This window comes from Rummeliibacillus pycnus, from assembly GCF_044359855.1.
Taxonomy (GTDB): domain Bacteria; phylum Bacillota; class Bacilli; order Bacillales_A; family Planococcaceae; genus Rummeliibacillus; species Rummeliibacillus pycnus_A.
The window spans coordinates 2,905,249-2,926,916 of record NZ_CP132291.1 but is presented as its reverse complement, the minus strand read 5'-3'; the positions used below and the strand labels follow the sequence as shown (position 1 = coordinate 2,926,916).

17 protein-coding genes and 4 pseudogenes are annotated in these 21,668 nt (G+C 32.8%); 10 read left to right on the top strand and 11 right to left on the bottom strand.

All coding sequences use genetic code 11. The features are described from left to right. Positions 1-85 precede the first annotated feature (85 nt). The 3 genes and pseudogenes from ybaK to Q8X41_RS14415 form a co-directional block, all read right to left on the bottom strand. Positions 86-568, bottom strand: a complete 483-nt coding sequence (gene ybaK, locus Q8X41_RS14425; RefSeq protein ID WP_397536960.1) for a Cys-tRNA(Pro) deacylase — start codon at positions 566-568, stop codon at positions 86-88. A gap of 15 nt (positions 569-583) precedes the next feature. Beyond that, entirely contained in the window at positions 584-1,222 is a 639-nt protein-coding gene (locus Q8X41_RS14420; RefSeq protein WP_397536959.1) for a hypothetical protein, read from the bottom strand. A 130-nt stretch (positions 1,223-1,352) separates the two neighbouring features. Continuing rightward, a pseudogene (locus tag Q8X41_RS14415) lies at positions 1,353-1,937 on the bottom strand (DNA topoisomerase III); the annotation flags it as partial. Between the two features lie 332 nt (positions 1,938-2,269). On the opposite strand from Q8X41_RS14415, the gene Q8X41_RS14410 reads away from it, so the two are divergent. Next, on the top strand, positions 2,270-2,938 hold the full coding sequence (locus Q8X41_RS14410; RefSeq protein ID WP_397536958.1) for a hypothetical protein: 669 nt from the start codon (positions 2,270-2,272) through the stop codon (positions 2,936-2,938). A 39-nt stretch (positions 2,939-2,977) separates the two neighbouring features. Here Q8X41_RS14410 and Q8X41_RS14405 read toward each other — a convergent pair whose 3' ends face one another. Continuing rightward, a complete protein-coding gene (locus Q8X41_RS14405; protein WP_397536957.1) occupies positions 2,978-3,382 on the bottom strand; it encodes a hypothetical protein in 405 nt (134 codons plus the stop codon). A 2-nt stretch (positions 3,383-3,384) separates the two neighbouring features. Then, positions 3,385-3,582, bottom strand: a complete 198-nt coding sequence (locus Q8X41_RS14400) for a helix-turn-helix transcriptional regulator (protein WP_397536956.1) — start codon at positions 3,580-3,582, stop codon at positions 3,385-3,387. Between the two features lie 668 nt (positions 3,583-4,250). Between Q8X41_RS14400 and Q8X41_RS14395 the strand changes: the two are divergent. Beyond that, positions 4,251-4,859 (top strand): annotated as a pseudogene (locus Q8X41_RS14395) (toprim domain-containing protein); the annotation flags it as partial. A 33-nt stretch (positions 4,860-4,892) separates the two neighbouring features. Here Q8X41_RS14395 and Q8X41_RS14390 read toward each other — a convergent pair. The 3 genes and pseudogenes from Q8X41_RS14390 to Q8X41_RS14380 form a co-directional block, all read right to left on the bottom strand. Beyond that, positions 4,893-8,561 (bottom strand): NACHT domain-containing protein, encoded by a 3,669-nt coding sequence (locus tag Q8X41_RS14390; protein WP_397536955.1) that lies wholly within the window; start codon positions 8,559-8,561, stop codon positions 4,893-4,895. A 78-nt stretch (positions 8,562-8,639) separates the two neighbouring features. Continuing rightward, positions 8,640-10,826 (bottom strand): DNA topoisomerase III, encoded by a 2,187-nt coding sequence (locus tag Q8X41_RS14385; RefSeq protein ID WP_397536954.1) that lies wholly within the window; start codon positions 10,824-10,826, stop codon positions 8,640-8,642. Positions 10,827-11,161: 335 nt separating this feature from the next. After that, positions 11,162-11,737, bottom strand: a pseudogene (locus tag Q8X41_RS14380) (toprim domain-containing protein); the annotation flags it as partial. A 380-nt stretch (positions 11,738-12,117) separates the two neighbouring features. On the opposite strand from Q8X41_RS14380, the pseudogene Q8X41_RS14375 reads away from it, so the two are divergent. Next, positions 12,118-12,348 (top strand): annotated as a pseudogene (locus Q8X41_RS14375) (geobacillin-26 family protein); the annotation flags it as partial. Between the two features lie 94 nt (positions 12,349-12,442). Further along, a complete protein-coding gene (locus Q8X41_RS14370; RefSeq protein WP_397536953.1) occupies positions 12,443-12,634 on the top strand; it encodes a hypothetical protein in 192 nt (63 codons plus the stop codon). A 500-nt stretch (positions 12,635-13,134) separates the two neighbouring features. On the opposite strand, the gene abc-f is transcribed toward Q8X41_RS14370, so the two are convergent. The 3 genes from abc-f to Q8X41_RS14355 all read right to left on the bottom strand — a co-directional run bounded on the left by abc-f (position 13,135) and on the right by Q8X41_RS14355 (position 15,858). Continuing rightward, positions 13,135-14,925: a ribosomal protection-like ABC-F family protein gene (gene abc-f, locus Q8X41_RS14365; RefSeq protein WP_397536952.1), complete on the bottom strand. Its 1,791-nt coding sequence runs from the start codon at positions 14,923-14,925 to the stop codon at positions 13,135-13,137. A gap of 98 nt (positions 14,926-15,023) precedes the next feature. Next, complete coding sequence (locus Q8X41_RS14360; RefSeq protein WP_397536951.1) at positions 15,024-15,170, bottom strand: RAxF-45 family protein; 147 nt, start codon at positions 15,168-15,170, stop codon at positions 15,024-15,026. 124 nt (positions 15,171-15,294) lie between these two features. Further along, positions 15,295-15,858 (bottom strand): NADPH-dependent FMN reductase, encoded by a 564-nt coding sequence (locus Q8X41_RS14355; RefSeq protein WP_397536950.1) that lies wholly within the window; start codon positions 15,856-15,858, stop codon positions 15,295-15,297. Between the two features lie 232 nt (positions 15,859-16,090). Here Q8X41_RS14355 and Q8X41_RS14350 point away from each other — a divergent pair, with 232 nt between their 5' ends. The 6 genes from Q8X41_RS14350 (at position 16,091) to Q8X41_RS14325 (ending at position 21,600) form a co-directional block, all read left to right on the top strand. Further along, on the top strand, positions 16,091-17,167 hold the full coding sequence (locus tag Q8X41_RS14350) for a PseG/SpsG family protein (RefSeq protein WP_397536949.1): 1,077 nt from the start codon (positions 16,091-16,093) through the stop codon (positions 17,165-17,167). Positions 17,168-17,223: 56 nt separating this feature from the next. Further along, on the top strand, positions 17,224-17,415 hold the full coding sequence (locus Q8X41_RS14345; RefSeq protein WP_397536948.1) for an SE1832 family protein: 192 nt from the start codon (positions 17,224-17,226) through the stop codon (positions 17,413-17,415). Positions 17,416-17,557: 142 nt separating this feature from the next. Beyond that, entirely contained in the window at positions 17,558-19,120 is a 1,563-nt protein-coding gene (locus Q8X41_RS14340; protein WP_397536947.1) for an ABC-F family ATP-binding cassette domain-containing protein, read from the top strand. A gap of 430 nt (positions 19,121-19,550) precedes the next feature. Then, entirely contained in the window at positions 19,551-20,438 is an 888-nt protein-coding gene (locus Q8X41_RS14335; RefSeq protein WP_397536946.1) for a YitT family protein, read from the top strand. 307 nt (positions 20,439-20,745) lie between these two features. Further along, on the top strand, positions 20,746-21,150 hold the full coding sequence (gene spx, locus Q8X41_RS14330) for a transcriptional regulator Spx (protein WP_397536945.1): 405 nt from the start codon (positions 20,746-20,748) through the stop codon (positions 21,148-21,150). A gap of 24 nt (positions 21,151-21,174) precedes the next feature. Then, positions 21,175-21,600: a MarR family winged helix-turn-helix transcriptional regulator gene (locus Q8X41_RS14325; protein ID WP_397536944.1), complete on the top strand. Its 426-nt coding sequence runs from the start codon at positions 21,175-21,177 to the stop codon at positions 21,598-21,600. Positions 21,601-21,668 lie beyond the last annotated feature (68 nt).

The window sequence follows — 21,668 nt, the reverse complement described above, 5'->3', positions numbered from 1 at the left end:
TTACAAACGAAAAGCCATTCTATGCTAGTACATAAATGGCTTTTCATTAATTAGCTTTTTAATTGTATCAAGAATATTATTAATTTCAAGTAAGTGATACTAAATTTGCATTAGTAGCTTTTACTAGATTTTCTGGCACAATGCAAATTTGCATACCGATTTTCCCTGCACTAACATACATTTCATCCACTTGTTCAGCAGAAATATCGATAAATGTAGGGTAATACTTTTTCATGCCAATAGGTGAACAACCACCACGGATATATCCTGTATTAGGCAGTAAATCTTTTACATGAAGCATTTCTATTTTCTTTTCACCAACAGCTTTGGCAGCTTTTTTTAAGTTTAACTCTTCAGCTACAGGTATAACAAAAACATAGAGATTTCCTTTACCCGCTATTGCTACAAGCGTTTTGAACACTTTTTCTACTGGTTGGTTAATTTTTGTTGCAACCGATACGCCGTCGATTTTTCCTTCTTCTACTTCATATTCTGCAAGTACATATGGAATTTTTTTTTGATCTAAAAGACGTACTGCGTTTGTTTTTTGCATTTTATGTTTTGCCATAGAATAACACTTCCTCTATACAGCCAGATAGATAGTTGGTTGTGCAAACTGGAATCCTTGTTTAGCCATTTGCACATGGAAGGAGTAACGAGATATTGCTTTTTTTAAAAAAAGTTTCTTAGCAGTCTCATCTTTCTCCTGCCCATTCATTTGGACCACTTTTAATGGTTCACTTGCTTGAGTAGATTGACCTTTAGCTTGTTGAATGGTTTCAGTAGCATTAGCGACAACTTGATAATCCTGTTTACTCGGATTTTCTGGAGCTAATGCTGTGAGACGTACATCCTCTAGAATCGCAATTGTCTGATCGTGAGGGGCACTGTGAGAAGATGTGATTGCCTGCTGCAAAGAAGACGCTTCCATTTTCTCCGTATTTACATCCTTCTCTACTATGATACTTGACTCTACCTCAGCCTTAACTGCTTTTTCCTGGTTTTGTTTCAAATCACGAATAGCAGATTGTACTTCGGGTTGGTGCTCTTGTTCTTTTTTTCCGGTCAATAACTCCACTAGTTCTTCGAGTGCTGGATTAAAATTCGGCTTAAAATATTGAGCATTTTTGCGATAAGCATTATCTGCTGTTTTCTGACGAAGTGCCCGCTTACGATTTTCAATTTCTGTATAGCGATCGCTTACAAGAGAAGCTATATTCATGTCAATCCCCCCTTTTTTAATATCAAAATAGTTAAAACTATATTAGCACCAATATTTGAGATTTTAAAATGCCTTTTTTCTCAAATTTTGCCATGATATTTTGCAGGAAAATTTTACTACTATTGTAACGTTATTTCTTATCATTATTGCCGAATAATTTTTGTAATGCTTCAGCCATAGCGTTATTTGCTGGCTCTTCTTGTTTTTTCATGTACTTTTGAACGTCACGTTTCGACACTTTTGTATTACCTGTTGCCTGTTTACGTTTTTCAAATGCCGATAGCTTTTCTCGGTGACCGCATGAACATACAAAAATACGGCCATCACCTTCACCACGTAGTTCTAATTTTTTATGACAAACTGGACAGCGTGCATTTGTTAATGTGGAGACTTTTTTCTTATATCCACAAGTACGGTCTTGACAGACTAACATTTTGCCACGTTTACCATTGACTTCTAGTAATAGTTTTCCACATTCCGGACATTGTTTTCCAGAGACATTATCATGTTTGAATTTTTTATCATTTGCTTTAATATCTCTAACAGCGTTTTTAGAAAAATTAACCATATTATTAATAAAATCGGATTTTTTCGCTGTACCTTTAGCAATTTTTGTTAATTCTTTTTCCCATTCTGCTGTTAATGCTGGAGATTTTAAATCAGCTGGTGCAAGTTCTAATAACTGACGACCTTTTGATGTAGTGTATAAGTCCTGTTTAGAATCTGAATACATAGCAACTTTCACGTGAATTTATTAATATATATTTATATTAAAATACAGTACGATTGATCTAATAAATATAAAAAAGAAAAAAACAAGTGACTAACAGCCACTTGTTTTTTCTTTTTAGTGTTCTCTCAATCAACTTTATAAACTCGGTTGAATATTTAAGTATCTTAATTTTCGGGGAATATCCATAAACAAACATTATTTCCTATCGCATTGTATTACATTTTTAAGTAAAAATAAATTTTATTTTTAAATTAACCATATTTTGTGTTATAGTTATAATGCAATACCAAATATACATATATCTGGAGGAAAATATGAAAAAATATGCTTCTTTAGCTTTATCAAGCGTACTTCTTTTATCTGCATTTGCTCCGTTACAAGCAAATGCCGAAGAAGTAAAAAACGGAGTGGAAAATTACGACCAATCCGAAAACAATGATGTTCAAAATGAAAACGTTGAAAATTACGCATTATCCGAAAGTGCTGCTGTCCAACAAGAAAGGGATTTAGAACAAATCCAAAAATATATTACTGTTGATTCAAATGGGCATGTTGGTTTTAAATTTGTTCCACCAGGTCAATATAAAAAATATCATTTGTCAGAACTTCAAACTCATTTTGATATGCTAAATCAAAAAGTTGATAATGGACAAATTAAAATCAACGAGGACTTGACAATTGACAAAATTGGCCCTCAACTTAGAGCTACTTATGGTGAATGGACATATCACGTGTGGGGTTATGATCGTAAATTCACCAAAAAACAAGCGGCTGCCTATAAAGATCAAATTGACTATACTGTAATAGGAATGGGTGCAGGTGCAGTTGTAACAGCCCCTTCCCTTGTAATAGCTGGTGGTTTTGCACTAAGTGCAGGTTGGTATCAATTATTAGCTAAAAGAATAGAAGCAAACAATAAAGGGAAAAATGGAATCTATGTTAAAATCTATTGGGTTAGAACTTTTGATATAGAACCTTTATAAAAAAAAAAAAACAAGCAGTCATTAAGACTGTTTGTTTTTTTACACTTTTTTAGAAAAGTAAACCATTGATAAATTGATAAAAACCAAATAAATAGAAATAAGTAATATTAATACTTCCCTAACGCTTAAATGGAAAGCGAAAAATGGATTATCTATCAGTAATAGCATGCTCAACATTACAATTAAATAAAAATAATAACTAATACTCATAGATTTTTCTTTTATTAATTTTGCACGTTCGTCTTTAAGCGACATATGAGGTATTAAAAAATAATTACAGAGTTGCATTATACCTATTGCCATTAATAAAACCCCAGTAGACACTTTATGATTAAAAAAATCCTCATAACTTGCATATAGCCCCACTATAAAAACGAAGATTCCTGATATTATAGCTATAAATTTAGCTGTTTTGCTATTATTTGAAAATAAGAAATCTATCACAATCATTCCTCCTCATACATAAACACATCTTCAATTAAACAATTAAAAAGTCTAGCTATTTTAAAGGCTAATATTATAGATGGATTATATTTATTTTTTTCTAATGAAATAATAGTTTGTCTCGACACTTGTAACTTTTCTGCTAATTCATCCTGAGTCAGATGATTTTCAGTACGAAGATTTTTTATATTATTTTTCATTTTCTCCCTCACTTCGATGTAAAGTGCTCTTTACGTAAAATATACTTTACATTAAAGGCTTTGTCAACTTAAATTTAAAGCAAAAAATCTTCCATCGTCGCATCGACTTCATCTTCTGTAACACCGATGTACTTCACGTTGATTGATTGTGCGGAATGATTAAATAACTGCTACAACACTGCCACGTCTTTATAGGTTGCTTGTAATGATGGTACCCAAATGTCTTTCGCATGGTATGCGTACCGATGTCATCCCTTCCAAGCACCTCTGCAGCCTTCTACAGCAATCTGTAGGCCTGTGTAGCGGGAAAATATACCTATTCCCTTTCTAACTCGGGAGAGACCACACAGAAAGGCTCATATCGCGTGTATAGTCCTCAACCATCTCTCGGGTTGCTCTCGTTATTTTACCATTTCAAAATTTACGCTAAAGTTTGGTGTGATGTAAATCAACCCGAGAAAGCAATTTAAATTTGGGTTAAGTAATGGTTCTAAATAGTAAAATATCTCTTATCATTTCTTAACAGGCTAGATATTTTAGTTAGTAAAATTATATCCATAGGTAATGAATTGTTCCTTTAAAGTCCATCTTCTTGCAAATCTTAAATGATTAATTTGATGGCAATATGCTATATTAAACACAAGGATTTATGAAAGGATGTTTTATATATGGCAAAAAGCTTAGTTTTAGCTGAGAAGCCTTCTGTAGCGCGTGATATTGCTCGAGTATTGAAGTGTGATAAAAAAGGAAATGGTTATTTAGAGGGTTCAAAATACATCGTAACATGGGCATTAGGACACCTAGTAACACTAGCAGACCCTGAAAGCTACGATGTTAAGTATAAAACATGGAATTTAGAAGACCTACCAATGCTACCAGACCGATTAAAACTTACAGTAATCAAACAGTCTGGAAAACAATTTAATGCCGTTAAGTCACAGCTTACCCGTGGTGATGTAAATGAAATCATTATCGCAACAGATGCAGGACGTGAAGGTGAATTAGTTGCTCGTTGGATTATTGAAAAAGCAAAAGTCCACAAGGCTATTAAACGATTATGGATCTCATCAGTAACAGATAAAGCAATAAAAGATGGATTTAGTAATTTAAAACCTGGTAAAGCTTATGAGAACTTATATTTTGCAGCAGTTGCACGTTCTGAGGCAGATTGGTACATTGGGCTGAATGCAAGCCGTGCCCTCACTACACGATTTAATGCACAACTAAATTGTGGCAGGGTTCAATTGTATCCTGTCAATATTATGGAAATAAAAAACTCCTTCCTTAAAGAAAAGAAGGAGTTCTTACTTTTAAATGATACCACCATTTTGATATATTCTCTGAAGAGTTTCTTCACTTAAACCCTCGCAATTTCTAAAATTAGCATCAATAATATTATCAAATCTCTTGAAGTATTTGATGAATTTATTTTCTTTCATTGAATAAACCCCAATGAGATTATCAACTAACATTAATATATTATCTTCCTTTAAACATATTATCTTTTTGAGCTGTTTAAAAGAACTATCACTAGAAAATTCCGCCAATTTAACTAATTCATTCTTTTCTACTGAAATCTCAGATTTAATATTTAAAGTATCTTCTTCTAACTCAATCAAAATTATTTTTTGATTAGAAAAACAATATATTAAGTTATTCTCCTCATTGAAATTGATGGAATATATAGGTTCATTTAAATTCAGATCTAGTTTACATTTAATTTCTTGAGTATACAATTCTCTTAATTCGAGAGTATTCTTATTTTTAATAATATAAATATCTCGTGTAGAATGTAAATTACTAATTACTGTATAATCTTCCTTGTGAATGATGGTGTTCGTTTTTAAATCATATATATAGAATATTTCATCATATCCTTTTAAAAGTATACACTCTGAAGAATTATTGAGATACATCTTCATAATGCTATTTGGCATAATAATATGGTATTCTTTCTCTTCTAATATATTCAAATCAATTTTATATAAAGTAGAATTTGCACTCAAAACAAGAAGTTCATTCTTGTTTTTTAAGTAACCAAACTTAGTTAGCCAGCCATTTTTTTCATCTGAATCTTTTAATTCGTTATAAGTTTCAGTGACTTTTACAGTATTTATATGATTAAGATTTTTGTCATAAATATGAAGTTTAAACCAGCCAGATACGATAATTATATCCTTTTCTTTTAAATAAAAAATTTTCCATGCTGTTTCTTTAATTCTTTTAATTACTTTTAACGTATCTGTTTCTAAAAGTAATAATTCATCATGTGCACCAACAAGAAGTCGATTCTCTTCTTTAATTAAACAAATATCATCGATTTGATATTCTCTGAAGAAATCATCTGAGAATAATGTTTTATGAAAATTTGTGGATCTATATTTATTTTCACTGCTTTCAAAAGAAGTGAAAATAGAAAAATTGGATTTTTGTAAATCTGAATAGCTGAAGTTAGAATTTTCAAAGCTTAAATCAGTAGGATACCAATGGATGGAATCCTCTAATCGTTCATGGTTAAATAGAATGTTAAAGTCTAAATTTCTTAGACAGAGATTAGAAAAATCTCTATTTATACCATGATCTTTGTCCTTCATTAAAAGTATTAAAGTTAAGTTAGTAGCTAAATATCCTATTTCCTCAAAAGTTTTTCCTTTACAAGCATTCAACAAGTTATTAAAATCCTCTGATTTTTTATCCCAATCTATCATCTCAACTGCTAATTTACACATTGGTTTTGTTAAAAGTTCTTTGCCTATTATTACTGCTAGTTCTTCTATTTTCTCAACTGTAAAGTCAGAAATAGGAGCAATCTTTTCTGAGCTTCCACTTTCAATTTTAAAATACTCATCCCAAGTGTATTTCTTGGGCTCTATGCTATTATCTATTTTATTTCTCTCTTTAATTACATTTAAATATTCTGTTTTTAATAATCCTAACAAAGAAATATATTTAAATGCTAAAAAATATTCTAGAAAAGATTTATGAGCAGGTTTATATTGACCATCCTCATCAATTATCAATAAAGTTTGACCATGCATATCATAACGCCAATAATCTATTTCATCATCTTTAACTACTTGTGAAAAATATTGGCGTATTAAATTTGGAAATTCTTTGTAACTAATCGATAATTTATTAGTATGTAACATTTCTTGAGAAATTTCACACATAAAGAAATATTTATCTGCTAAAGAAGTAAATGTACGTTCTTCTTTAATATCTCTAATTAATTTATTTCTAGTAGCATAAAAATAAATTGTAGCCAAATCAACATTCTCTAAATCCGCTAAATTATCAATAGACTCTAAGATTAAATCTATCATTACTGGTCTTTTTAAAAGATCTAATATAGTTTGATTTTTTAATAGCTTTTCGATGCTTGAAGGGGTAGTGTATTTACTTAAAATTTCCTTTATTTGAATTTCATTTAATAATTTCAAATAAACTGTTTCAAATTGTGGAGTGGTACCTGTTAAATGTTTAGTAGATTCTTTCATTTCGGCTTTTAAAACGGAGCGCCCTTCTTTTATCTCAGGGAAATGTTCGTTTCTACAAGTAAGAATAACTTTTGCATTGCCTTTAATAACGCTTGCTAGTTCCCAAAAATTATCTATCATTTTTTGTTTATTTATTCTATCAGACATCTCATCAAATCCATCAAAAATGATAAGTAATTTACCATGTTTATTCAAAAAGTTAAAAGCTGAAAATGCACCTTTTAGATCAATTTGATGTTTTCTGAAGAAGAAATCTGAAATTAAAGTTTCAACACTTACTGCTTTTGCATAATCTCTTAGAAAGATTACAATAGGTATCCTAGGTCTAGGAAGCCCCTTTTCTTTAGCTTCTTTATACTTTTCGGCTAGTTTCCAAGCATAATAAAGAGAAAACCAAGTTTTACCTGTACCAAAGTCTCCTAAAATTGATAAATGATCTTTACTGTCATGTTCTAACCATTTATCAGTATATTTTATTATTTCCTCATCTGATCTTGCTATTATTTTTTTAGTATTTTTATGTTCTTCTCTAATCTCACATTCAAGTTGAATAAAATTTTCGACAATTTTTTTTTCATTTACATAGTTATTTAACCAATCTAAATAAGGTTCTAAGGTAAAATTGTCTTCAATTAATTCGTCAAAGGTATAACAATATACACCTTCTTCAAATTTTCTAGCTGAATCACTGATTGTTTTAGAAGTAACAATCCATACTTCTACACAATCATAGCCATCTTTTAATTCTTTTGCTATACAAGCCTTATTAAAATCAATATGTTCAATACTACTTATTACTAAAATTTTTTCAACTGTATTTCTTCTTCCTGGAATTTCTATATCAAAGATTTTGTCATTTTCCAAATTAAATTCTATTGGTCCAAAAGAATATTCAAGAATTTTTAGCCATTCGCGAAGTAATTCATAAAAGCTATCAATTTCGTTTACTTGTTGTTTAATAGTATTTGCTTCTTCTTCATTTTTAAATTCATTTATTGCATTTAAAACTTTACTTGGCATTTCCATACAATACATATTTTTATAACACCAATTAATCAAATACAATAAATTACTTTTAAGCAACTGATATTCCATTATGATTTGAGTTTCTCTTATATGCTCTTTATCATGAGAACCTTTATTCCCTAATAAACGAATCGAATCTAAGTTGATCCTAACAATCTCTCTCTCATTTCTATCATCTATAAAGATATATGATGAATTATCTGTTGTAACCAACTGAATTAAGCCAGATAAATCTAATCTTCTTGGTTTAGTAATTGTAGATTTATTAACTGTACGGGCACCAGTTATAAATTCAATTGCTTCAGATTCAGGAAGCTTCAAATATAGAATAGATTTACATAAAGCTTCTGCTGCTTTTCTAGTTTTATTTAGACAATCATCAAAATTAGATTCTGTAAGTGCCTCAAATATGTATTCTTCAAAATTAGATTTTTTTTCATTAAATTTTATTTTCATAACAATATCCTCCTTAACTTATAGTTAATAACAATTTTTTAAAAAAGAAGTCATGATAAGTGACTTCTTAAAATAAAACTATTCTTTATTAAAATTTTTCAACAACTCAGCAAATGCATTATTTAACGGTTCTTCTTCTTTATTTTGTTGCTTCATATATTTTTGAACAGTACGTTTATCTGCTTTTTTGCCGCCTTCTTTTTTACGGCGAGCTTCAAATGCAGATAACTTTTCACGATAGCCACATTTACATACGAAGATTTGTCCATCACCTTCACCACGTAACTCAAGTTTTTTCTTACATTGAGGGCATCGTGCATTTGTAACACGCGAAACATTTTTACGGTGTCCACATTCACGATCTTGACATATAAGCATTTTTCCTTTTTTACCGTTTACCTCAAGCATTGGTTTACCACAATCTGGACATGTTTTTGTGGAAATATTATCATGCTTAAATTTCTTGTCGCTATTTTTAATATCAGTAACAATGTCTTTTGTATGCTGCTTCATTTCATCAATAAATGTTTCTTTTTTCAGCTTACCTTTAGCAATTAATTCTAACTTTTGCTCCCACTGTGCTGTTGTTTCAGGAGACTTTAATTCGTTAGGAACTAAATCAAGTAATTGACTCCCTTTAGAAGTAATGTGAATATCCTTACCACGCTTTTCAATTAGGAAAGAATTGAATAGTTTATCAATGATATCTGCACGTGTTGCAACAGTACCTAATCCTCCTGTTGATTTTAACGTATCTACAAGTTGTTTATTTTGCGTGTTCATATACTTCGTAGGATTTTCCATAGCTGAAAGTAAAGTAGCCTCTGTGAAGCGAGCAGGTGGTCTTGTTTGACCAGAAGTTTGAACAATTATATTTGTTTTTAACACTTGTCCTTTTTCAAGAAGTGGTAATAATTGTTCCTTCACATCTTCATTTGCATCCTCATCGTCAAAATGATTTGAGTAAACTTCCTTCCATCCAACAGAAATTACTGTTTTACCACGTGCAATGAATTTTTCATTACGGATTTGAGCTTGTACTGTTAATTGTTCATATTTATAAGCTGGGAAAAGTACAGCTAAGAAACGCTTTACAACTAAATCATAAATTTTTCGTTCTTTATCCGTAAAGTTTGCGAAGTTCACAAATTCCTCTGTTGGAATAATCGCATGGTGATCAGATACTTTACTGTCATCTACAAATGATTTATTTGCTTTAATTGGCTTTGTAAGTACTTTGTTTGCTAAAGAACGATATTGACCTATACCACACGCTTTTAAACGTTCTGGAAGGGTGTTAATAATGTCTGAAGATAAATATCTAGAATCTGTACGAGGATAAGTTAACACTTTATGCGATTCATATAGTTTCTGCATGATATTTAACGTTTCTTTTGCTGAATAACCAAACAGTTTATTCGCATCACGTTGTAATTCTGTTAAATCATAAAGACCAGGTGCAAATGATTTTTTAGGCTTACGCTCAACATCAATTACGTTTGCATCTTGTTTACCTAAAGTAGTTACTATGTGATCAACTTTTTCTTTATTAAAGCTGCGTGAATTGCCGTTTGCATCTTGCCAAGTTAATTTTAATTCCTTCGTTTGTGCTTCAATACCGTAATACGTTTGAGACTTGAAATTTTTAATTTCATTTTCACGTGCTGCTACCATTGCAACAACAGGAGTTTGAACACGTCCACAATTTAGCTGTGCATTGTGTTTGGTAGTTAATGCTCTAGTGGCATTAAGTCCGATGTACCAATCGGCTTCAGAACGAGCTATAGCCGAAAAATACAGATTTTCATATGCTTTACCGGATTTTAAATTAGCGAAACCTTCTTTAATGGCTTTGTCTGTAACGGAAGAAATCCATAAGCGTTTAATTGGCTTATTAACTTTTGCACGTTCAATAATCCAACGTGCAACAAGTTCACCTTCACGGCCAGCATCTGTTGCAATAATAATTTCATTAACATCATTACGCGTTAATTGTGATTTTACTGCATTATATTGTTTACTTGTCTGCTTAATTGTCGTTAACTTTAAACGCTCCGGTAGCATTGGTAAATCTTCTAAATTCCACTTTTTATATTTTTCATCATAGCTTTCAGGATCGGCTAGTGTTACTAAATGTCCTAATGCCCAAGTCACAATGTATTTGTCACCTTCTAAAAAACCATTTCCTTTTTTATTACACTTCAGTACATTCGCAATATCACGTGCAACTGAAGGTTTTTCTGCTAATACTAAGCTTTTCACCATGTTTTCGTGCTCCTTTTAATATCTTGTATTCTTAATATTAACATAATCGTAGTACATGAAATATGGTCAGCTATTAGCTCTATTTAGAATTCATAATCATCATTGCTTGTTTAAGGATTTCTACTTCTTGCTTTAAAAGCGCCCAGCCTGAACGGAAATCAACCCCACTTTATGGTGATGAGCACCACATTAAGGAAATAGAAATACAGGGATTAATAATATTTAAGTTTTTATTTTAAAAATCAATTTCCACCCAAATAAAAATGGGCGAAATTCGTACAACCTAGATAAACACTAGATTAACAAATTTCGCCCAAGGAATTGACAGGATACAATTGGACACGACCTGTTGATAACTGTGCATTGTATTTAACCGTTAATGCACGGGTGGCGTTGATCCCCACAACCCAGTCTGCTTCTGCACGTGCAACGGCTGCTTCATACAAATTGTTATATGCTCGTCCGTCTTTTAAATGTGCAAAACCGTCTTTGATTGCCTTATCTGTTACAGAAGATATCCACAGACGTTTGATCGGTTTGTGGCATTTGGCTTTTTCTAATATCCAACGTGCAACAAGTTCTCCTTCACGTCCAGCATCTGTCGCGATAACAACTTGGTTTACATCTTGACGAGCTAATTGTGATTTCACCGCATTAAATTGTTTGGTTGTTTGACGAATTGGAACAAGTTTAAATGGGTTCGGAATAATCGGTAGATCTTCCATCTTCCATTCTTTATATTTGTTGTCGTATTGTTCTGGATCTACATGTGTGACTAAGTAGCCAAGTGCCCATGTCACAATATATTGGGAACCTTCTAAAAAACCATTCCCCTTCTTTTGACATCCTAAAACGCGCGCAATATCGCGTGCAACGGATGGTTTTTCAGCTAAAACTAATGATTTAGACATAATTCCGCTCCTCTCAATGTCTACTATTGTAACGGAAATAGTGTTTAGATTGAAAAATGATATGAGGTAAAATCACTTCAAATCGTTTGAACCGTAGATTTCAAACAGATCGTCTATATTCAAATACTGACTTCAGATGTGACAAAATTACGTTGGGGAGAGGGTTCAATGGTACATCGTGCTTATTTAGAACCTGGATTATTTAGAAGAAGTTTTCTCTTTTTGAATATCGATTTACTCCCCACAGTTATTGTCTTTATTTTTTATTTTCCAATGTTAATCGTCTGTTTTGAACGTCCTTCTCTTTTTAACAATTTGCTTTCTAATATTACTTGAAATTTAACCAAAATAAAAATCCCCCTTAAGTTAGACTACAGACATTCAAAAATAGTGTTAAAGAAATAATCTCATTAGAAGATGATTTTGCAATTGCCGGAGGTACTGCTTATACCGGAACTCTTGTTGCAGCAATAACAGCAGCTACAGGAATTGGTGCTGTTGTAGGCGGATTAACAGCTGTAGGCGCTTCAGTAACTATGGTTGGAATTGGTGTGAAAATATATCAATCACGTAAGGATATGTTGCTTAATTATGATATAGTAGTTAATTAATAGATACCTATGTGTTTTAAAATCAAAAGACTATTGTCTGGTGAGGGACAACAGTCTTTTGATTTTTAAGGTTTAAGAAAAAGGAGTTAATTAAATGCCAGGGATTGTTATCTTAAATTTGTTTGTTTTTCTTATGGCGGTGACAATGTTATGTGTAGTTATAAAATTTTATAGATTAAATAAAGAAACACCGAGTTATAAATATAAATTTGTAATGATTATGTTTATATTAGCGCTTTTGATGACATTAGTTGCATGTGGAATTATAGATGCAAATTTTACATAAGTTAATAAATATTGCTATAACACAATAAAAGAGTACGGTTAAAAAAGTTGAACCGTATCTTTTCTTTATGATTTTGCATAGTTTCTTACATAAAGGCACAGTTTCAAAAATGAAACTGTGCCTTTCCTTTTACTCAAAGATCATCATAGGCTCTATCAGTTTCGTAATCACTCTTTATCAAAAGGGCAAGCAACGGGAGTGTGACTACACTCCCCAAAAACGAGGTTTTTGACTTGGTAGGAGATTCCTATGACCTTTAAATTTTTTGCTACAATTGTGACGGCATTATGGTCGTTAAAGCTTTTACCTCATAATACATTTACTTTAACTATAGGTTTTGCCGGTAATGCATTTCTAATGTTCTATAAATTATTAGGAGAAAAAAATAAATAAAGAAACACCACCAAACATTAATAAAACAAAGTACACTTTCAACCAACAAAAGTCCCCGACACAATATAGAAATATCGAGGACCCTTTATGCGTGAAAGCTATCAAAGTCAAGATTCAGCTAACCAATCTTCATATAATCGATCTAATTGCCTTTTCAATTTTTCATACTCTTGATCAGATAGATGAGGCTGTTGCATTCTTTTTTCGATTTTTTCTATTTGCTGTTCAGTTGTTAATTGCTTAGCTTGCTTCGTTGATTTATTATCCTTTGCTTTTCGATGAATGTGGATAATATTTGCCTGTTGTTTCTCCTTCGCCCATTGATAATCCCCATGATGAATCATAACTGTCTGTTGCTCAATCCATGCTATTTTCGTGAATATTTTTTGTAAGAAATAGCGATCATGACTTACGGCAATAATAGTCCCTGCGAAATTCTGAAGATTATCCTCTAGAACTTCTCTCGATTCAATATCTAAATGGTTTGTGGGTTCATCTAAAATGAGAAGATTAATATCTTGTTGCATTAATTGAGCCAATCGCAATCGCATCTTCTCTCCGCCACTTAAATCGCGTACTTTTTTATATACATCATAGCCATAAAATAGAAATTGAGCGAGCACATGTCTTGCCTCTTCTTCTGTCATTGAAATGTTTTCCCGGAATGCATCGATTAATCGGATTTGATCATCTAGAGTTTCAAATTGTTGAGCGAGATAACCAATTTTCACATTGCTACCAATGATGCATTTCCCAGTGTCAGGTTTGACTTCTCCCAGCATCATTTTAAGCAAAGTAGATTTTCCTGTTCCATTTTCTCCAACGATAGCGAGGCGATCTTGCCAATAAACCGAGAAATTCACATCATCAAATAATGACGATTTATATGTTTTGGTTACATTTTCAATTGAGATAACCTCTTTACCACTTCGATCTGATGCCTCTAGTTGTAGATTCATTTTCTTTTCTATTTTTGGCTTTTTTACTAACTCTATCCGTTCTAAAGCCTTTTCCATACTTTTAGCTTTTCGATATAAATCAGGATTTGGAGGAGATGCTTCATTTGCCCACTGTCTTAACCGTTTAATCGCCTCTTTCATCTTCTTAATTTTCTTCTGCTGCTCCTCGTATTGAGCAAATTCCTGTTCAATTTTTTCTTCTTTACCTTTAATATAAGCATCGTAATTGCCATGGAAAGTGCTAGCTTCTCCATCTTCTAGTTCAATTACTTTTTGTACAACATTATTCATAAATTGACGATCATGTGAAACGACAATAACAGTACCTGCAAAATTCTTAACGTATTCTTCTAACCATTCAATGGCTTGTAAATCCAAATGATTAGTGGGTTCATCTAGCAATAAAACAGACGAATTTTGTAGCAATATTTGACCTAACATTACCTTCGTTTTTTCGCCACCACTCAACTCATTAAATTGTTGCCCAAGTAATCGACTAATGCCTAAACCATTTGCAACACTCGCCATTTTCGATTCTATTTCATAGCCACCAAGTTGCATAAATTGTTCTTGTAATTGTCCGTACTCTTTTAATATCTTTTCTAGATTTTCTTCTGATGCCATTTGCTCCTCAAATCCTGTCATTTTTCGCTGAATGTTTAATAATGAGGCGAATGCTTCCATTAAAACATCTGTTACTGAATAGTCAGGATAAAAAGGAATTTGATGCAAATAGCCAATGGAACTGTCTTTCTTTTTAATAATTCTCCCTGCGTCGGGTGTTTCTACACCAGCTAATAATTGTAAGAGCGTTGTCTTCCCACAGCCATTATTTCCTACTATAGCTACATGCTCGGCTGTTTGAACCTCAACTGTTAAATTTTCAAAAATAGTATGACCACCAAATGATTTGGTGATGTTTTCTGCTTTTATAGACATCTACTTTCCCTCCGGATACGTAGCGAAAAGCCTCTAAATGCAAAAAGACTGCCCATTAACGAGCAGTCTTTTCCGTCTAAAATATGTGAAAAGAATGGTTAATCAGCTACGTTTTTTATTTGATTTACTTTAAAAAAGGGCATACCTATCCCGTTAGTGGCAAAATCAAAAGTAATGACTTGTGCAAAGTACATAGACATAGCTTTATCTAGTTTTGCACGAGTCTCCATAGCTGAATTCTTCATTCTCTTCACCTCCGATCAAATATGATTAATTTATTATAACACCTTTTGAATTTTTTGAAAACTGAGAAATTATATTTTGTAAAAAATAAAAAACCGCTCGCATTGAAACGGTTTTATTTATAAATTAATGTTGATCAATTGTTTCTTTTGGTAGATCATTGCTTAATTCGCAATATTTAACGAATACGCGTGCCATTTCACGAAGACGTTCGTGTACGTTAACATCGATAATTTTGTTGTCTTTATCGAAATGACCGGCATGTGTATAGACATAGTTTGGCGTTACTAATGCGCGGAAATAATTAAGTATTGGTTTTAATTGATTTTCCACTACTAGATGATGTTGATATGTTCCTCCGTTCGCTACTATTGAAATCGGTTTATATCTCAATGCTTTTGGGTTGAGGAAATCAAATGTATTTTTTAAGACACCAGGGATAGATCCTTGGAAAATTGGTGTAGCTAAAATGTATCCATCTGCTTCTTCTATTGTTTTTACTAATTTTTTCATATCATCATTGTATTGATCGAATGGACGCCCATCTACAAATTGGTGTTCAAAATCAGCAAGATGTAATTGGGTAATCTCAAAATCCCCATCAAATTCTTTTATATATTGTTCAATTTGCTCTAAAATAGCACCAGTTTTACGACCAATAATCGTACCGTCAACAAGTAAAATCTTCATAAGGTGTTACCTCCAATTTAAAATTCCTAGAGTTATTGTAACAAATGCAAAAGCCTTTCATAAGGTGATAAGCTTAAAATAACAATAAATCAGTCTTTTGACGGAAACGTTAAATCTATTTTTTGCATTACTTTTGTTGAATACAAAGTTCCTTTAGTTTCACTACGATTTTATACATATTACTACTCTTCATCCCATAAATTGAAAATAGCAGCGGAAAGGATGGAGATGTATGAAATATCAACATACTGAGCAAACAACTAAAAAGACGGTTTTAGTAGGAGCTGTGACTCCTTGTCATAATCTTTACCCGATTGAAAGAATCGTTACACTCTCTGCGATGTTTGACCGAAAACAAATTCAAATACTGGTTAATCATGATGAGCAAGCAATTGATTATTTAATTCAAAAGGGTTTTAACCCAATTGTCTATAAAAATGACAAGCAATTAGTTTCAGAACTTACTAAGCTCTCACCTGATTTACTGATTCATGATGTAGGAAGCACGGAATTACCTTTAATCGATCACTTAAAAACATTTATCCCTACAGTACTCCACTTTGATGATTTTGGAGAAGGTGGAACAGCTGCTGATTGTGTTTTTCATACGCTGTATCAGGAAAAGCGTGAAAAATTACTTCCACATTATTTAGTTGGTCCTTCATCTTATGTTGTACCGAAGCAATTACAGGCAATTCATAAAAAAACCGATGAGTTGTCTGACAAACCGCATATCGTTGTAGCAATCGAAGGTATGGATGCGGATAATACAAGTTATCGTATTTTACGCCATTTATTACAATTGCAAATACCTATCAAAATCTCAGTAATCGTTCAATCTAGCTACTCTCATGATGTAGACGAACTAAAATTAATGGCACTTAGTCGAAAAAACATTAAAATTATCCAAAAAGACAATGCCCTTTATGAGTTATTAGGAGAGGCAGATATTGTAATTTGCGGCGCAAAATACACTCCATATAAGGTTGCGACTATTGGTATTCCATGTATCGTAACTTGCCAAGACGAACTTGAAATGCAACATATATTCCCTACTGAAGCAAATGGTTTTATTAACCTAGGGCTGGGTAAAAAACTGAAACAATCTCTTTTACAAAATGCAGTGATGGAATTTATACTACATGATGCAAGACGTGAGCATGCTGTGCGTAAGCAATTAAATATCGATTTAAACCGAAATAATCAATATGTACAATCATTATTAAAGAGTTTCATCACAAGTCACGCAAAATCAACTGCTTTTTTAATAGAAGAGCAAGCCAAGAAAACAAGCGGTATGATACAATAACTACAAATGAGTGAACATAAATACACGATGAATTAACTTCATAAAGGAGCATTATTATGCCAACAAAAAATGAATTACTATATCAAATCGCAGAACTTAAAAGTGACTATATTCGCCAACAAGGGGATATCGAAAAGCTAGAATCTACAGGATATCCTGAACTTATCGAAAAAGCAGAACAACGTCTATCAGACATGGAAAAGCAGCTTGCAGAACTTAACAAGCAACTTGAAGCTTGTGAATCCTAAAAGCGCCTGCTTATATAGAGGCGTTTTTTGCTGTGCACCGAGAAATGCTTTAAAATATTTAAATTAGATACTATACACTAAACAAATCACAATACTACCCATGCAGATTCTCCATGCATGGATACGGAGGACCCGATAACACATGAGTATATTAACAGTTGAAAAATTAGGCCATACCTTTGGCGACCGTACCCTTTTTAAAGATGTATCTTTTCGTATTGTAGAAGGTGAACATGTTGGTCTTGTCGGCGCAAACGGCGTTGGTAAATCTACATTAATGCACATTCTTACAGGCGAACTAATCCACGATGCTGGCCGTGTTGAATGGCTTCCAGGTACACATTATGGCTATTTAGACCAACACGCAATATTAACACCAGGCAGAACAATGCGTGATACATTGCGCGATGCCTTCTTACCTCTTTATAAAAAAGAAGAAGAATTAAATGAAATCACAACTAAAATGGCGGATGCAACACCTGAAGAATTAGAAGATCTTCTTGAACAGATGGCAGTTATTCAAGATGCTCTGGATGCAGGCGATTTTTATACATTAGATATGAAAATCGAAGAAGTTGCACGTGGTCTTGGACTAGATGCAATTGGCTTAGACCGTGACGTCACTGCCCTTTCTGGTGGTCAACGAACAAAATTATTGTTAGCAAAACTTCTTTTGGAAAAACCAAAAGTATTGCTATTAGACGAACCAACAAACTATTTAGATGAAGAGCATATCACTTGGTTAAGCAATTACTTAAAAGATTATCCACATGCCTTCTTGTTAATCTCACATGACACTGAATTTATGAATGGTGTAGTTGATGTTATTTTCCATTTGGAATTCTCAAAACTAACTCGCTACACAGCAACTTACGAAAAGTTCCTAGAACTTGCAGAAATCAATAAACGTCAACATATTGATGCCTATGAAAAGCAACAAGATTTCATTAAAAAACAGGAAACTTTTATCGCAAAAAATAAAGCTCGATTCTCAACAACTGGTCGTGCAAAATCTCGTCAAAAACAATTAGATCGTATGGAGCGGATTGATCGTCCTGAGACAGCTGCTAAACCACAATTCTCATTCAAAGAATCACGTAGCTCAAGTCGCTATGTAGTAGATGCTGAGAATTTACTAATTGGGTATGACAAGGATAAGCCATTACTTCCACCACTTACATTCCAAATTGAACGCGGTGAAAAAATTGCTCTAGTTGGTATGAACGGGGTCGGTAAGTCTACATTATTGAAAACAATGCTAGGAAAAATTCCAGCACTTGGCGGTAAAGTAGAACGCGGTGATTTCTTATTCCCTTCTTATTTCGAACAAGAAGTAAAAGCAGGATCTATCACACCAATAGATGATGTATGGAATGCATATCCTTCTTTAGAACAAGCAACTGTGCGAGCATTACTTGCTAAAACAGGGTTAAAAAATGAACACATTTCCCGTCCACTAAATCAACTAAGCGGTGGAGAACAAGCAAAAGTTCGTTTTTGTAAATTAATGATGGAAGAAAGTAACTGGATGCTATTCGATGAACCGACAAATCACTTGGATATTGATGCAAAAGAAGAATTAAAACGTGCCATGAAAGAATACAAAGGCACAATCGTATTAGTCAGCCACGAACCAGAATTCTATGATGGCCTAGTTACAAAAGTATGGAACGTTGCAGAATGGTTCTCACAAGGACATCAATAATTAAAGCGGGGGCTTTCTGTTAGTTTTAACGATTAGCAGGCAACTACCTTAAATAAAATAATAAATGCTCTTCTTGTGCGCGTCTTTAGCTTTAGCTAATCCCTTTTATGCTGACGCGAATAATGAAGAGCTTTTTTATCTCTTTAAACATAGTTTTCCGAAGAAAGTTTTTGCTTTACTCCGTAGAATTTTGGAGTCAGTTTTGATATTCTTTATTTCATTTTATAGACGTTTTTATCGTATTTTTTCAGTTCATATGAGTTTGTTTTACTTCCTCTGATACTCCTTTTTACTTGCCCGATGCTTCATGCTCGATTCATCCGTTATTACTTTTCTATTATTTATCATGATATTTTTAGAGTTTTCCAATAGCTATCACTTGAAGTTGTGTATTTATTCATGGTACAAAAAATATAAGGATGGTGGTTTTATGAGCAATAATGACAATTCAGATAGTATATCGAAAAAGAAAGCAAAACATAAAAGAATCGTTATCCGTTTTGCTTTAATTACTCTTGGTGCTTTAATCATGGCAATTGGCCTTGAAAGAGTGCTAATCCCCAATCATTTAATCGACGGCGGTGTTACGGGTATTGCCATGATGGCATCTCACATAACAGGCACGTCACTTGGTCTATTCCTCTTTTTATTCAACATACCATTTCTCTATTTAGGGTATAAACAAATTGGTAAAAGTTTCACTATTTCAGTAGCATACGGCATTGCCGTATTATCACTCGCTACATCTTTCTTTCCCCATGGACAAGCATTCACAAATGATACACTTCTAGCAACTGTTCTTGGCGGCATTATGCTTGGTATAGGCGTAGGGATTGCAATTAGAGCAGGCGGCTGTTTAGATGGTAGTGAAACGTTGGCTATTTTATTTAACAAAAAGCTTCCATTCTCTGTCGGGCAAATTATATTGTTCATGAACTTATTCATTTTAGGAAGCGCTGGGTTTTTATTTGGCTTAGATCGTGCCATGTATTCTTTAATCGCTTATTTCATTGCCTTTAAAACAATTGATCTTGTTTCAGAAGGGTTTAACCAAACAAAATCAATTTGGATTATTAGTGATCAATCAGATGAAATTGGTGAAGCCATCATGGATCGCCTAGGCCGTGGTATCACTTATCTTAACGGCAAGGGTGGCTATACTAAAGACGAAAAACAAGTCATCTTTTGTGTAATCAGCCGACTTGAAGAAGCAAAGTTAAAATCTATCGTACAAGACGTCGATCCAACAGCCTTTTTAGCATTTAGTAACATGTCTGAAATCCAAGGTGGAAACTTTAAGAAAAAAGATATACATTAATAATTTTCATCGCACCACTGTATAAATCTAGTACAGTGGTGTTTTTTTATTTTAGATTTGTTTAATCAATCAGTAATATTCCATCGTTTCGCTACAGACGGGCGCTTTTTGCAAATGCGAGTAGATTATTTTCCTAAGCTTCAGCAACTGTGATTAGATAGGATTAAAACAATGTAAATTTGAACAATTCGTGAATTCACTCATTTCTTTACGAATTTGACTCTTTTTTTCACTAATCTCCATTGACTTATAAATATCTTACTGATAAGATATAAATATAATAAAACTAAAGAAAGCAGGAATTTATATGACTGTTACAATTTATACTCAAACTAGCTGTACTTCATCAAAAAAGGCTTTACATTGGTTAAGAGATAATAATATTTCTTACGAAGAAAAACGTATTACTTCTGAAACATTAACACTTCCTGAATTCAAACGTATTTTAAGTATGACCGAAGATGGTACGGATGAAATCATTTCAAAGAACTCAAAAGACTTTAAAAACTTAAATTGTGATATTGAACAATTATCGATTCAAGAACTTTATGATATTGTGAAGGATCATCCAAAAATGTTACGTAGCCCTATTCTTTTAGATGATAAACGTCTACAAGTTGGCTATAACGAAATGGATATTCGCCGTTTCATCCCTCGTAAAGTTCGTGCATATGAATTATATGAAATGCAACGCTTATCTTACGAAAGCTAATGATACGTTTTGGAGATGAAAATTATGAATGAAACAAGAAGAGAAAGTATTGCTTCCCTTTTTGAAATCGTTTCTTCTTTAGAAAGAAAATGGGCAAATGAGTGGAATAGTCACAATACGATGGGATTGTCAAAAACGCATATCTTTATACTGAAATTACTTCATGTAGAAGGACCAATGCGCCCTTCTGCTTTGGCAGAAAGACTTCACGTTACTTCAGGTGGTGTCACTGTACTCACTACCAAGCTGATCAAAGCAGGTTATATTATTAAAACACAAAATTCAACTGATCGCCGTGCTTCACAGCTTGAGATTACTGATGCAGGTCATGAACTTTTAGAAACTGCTCACGAGCATATTACAAATACTTTAGACCGTATGTTTGGGATGCTCACTGAAGACGAAATTCATTCATTACAATCTATCTTCTCAAAATGCTTACTTGGATAAATTTTATAAATATCCATACTCAGATAAAAATATAGTGCTATTATTAAGTGCTGTTTTATCTTATTGTC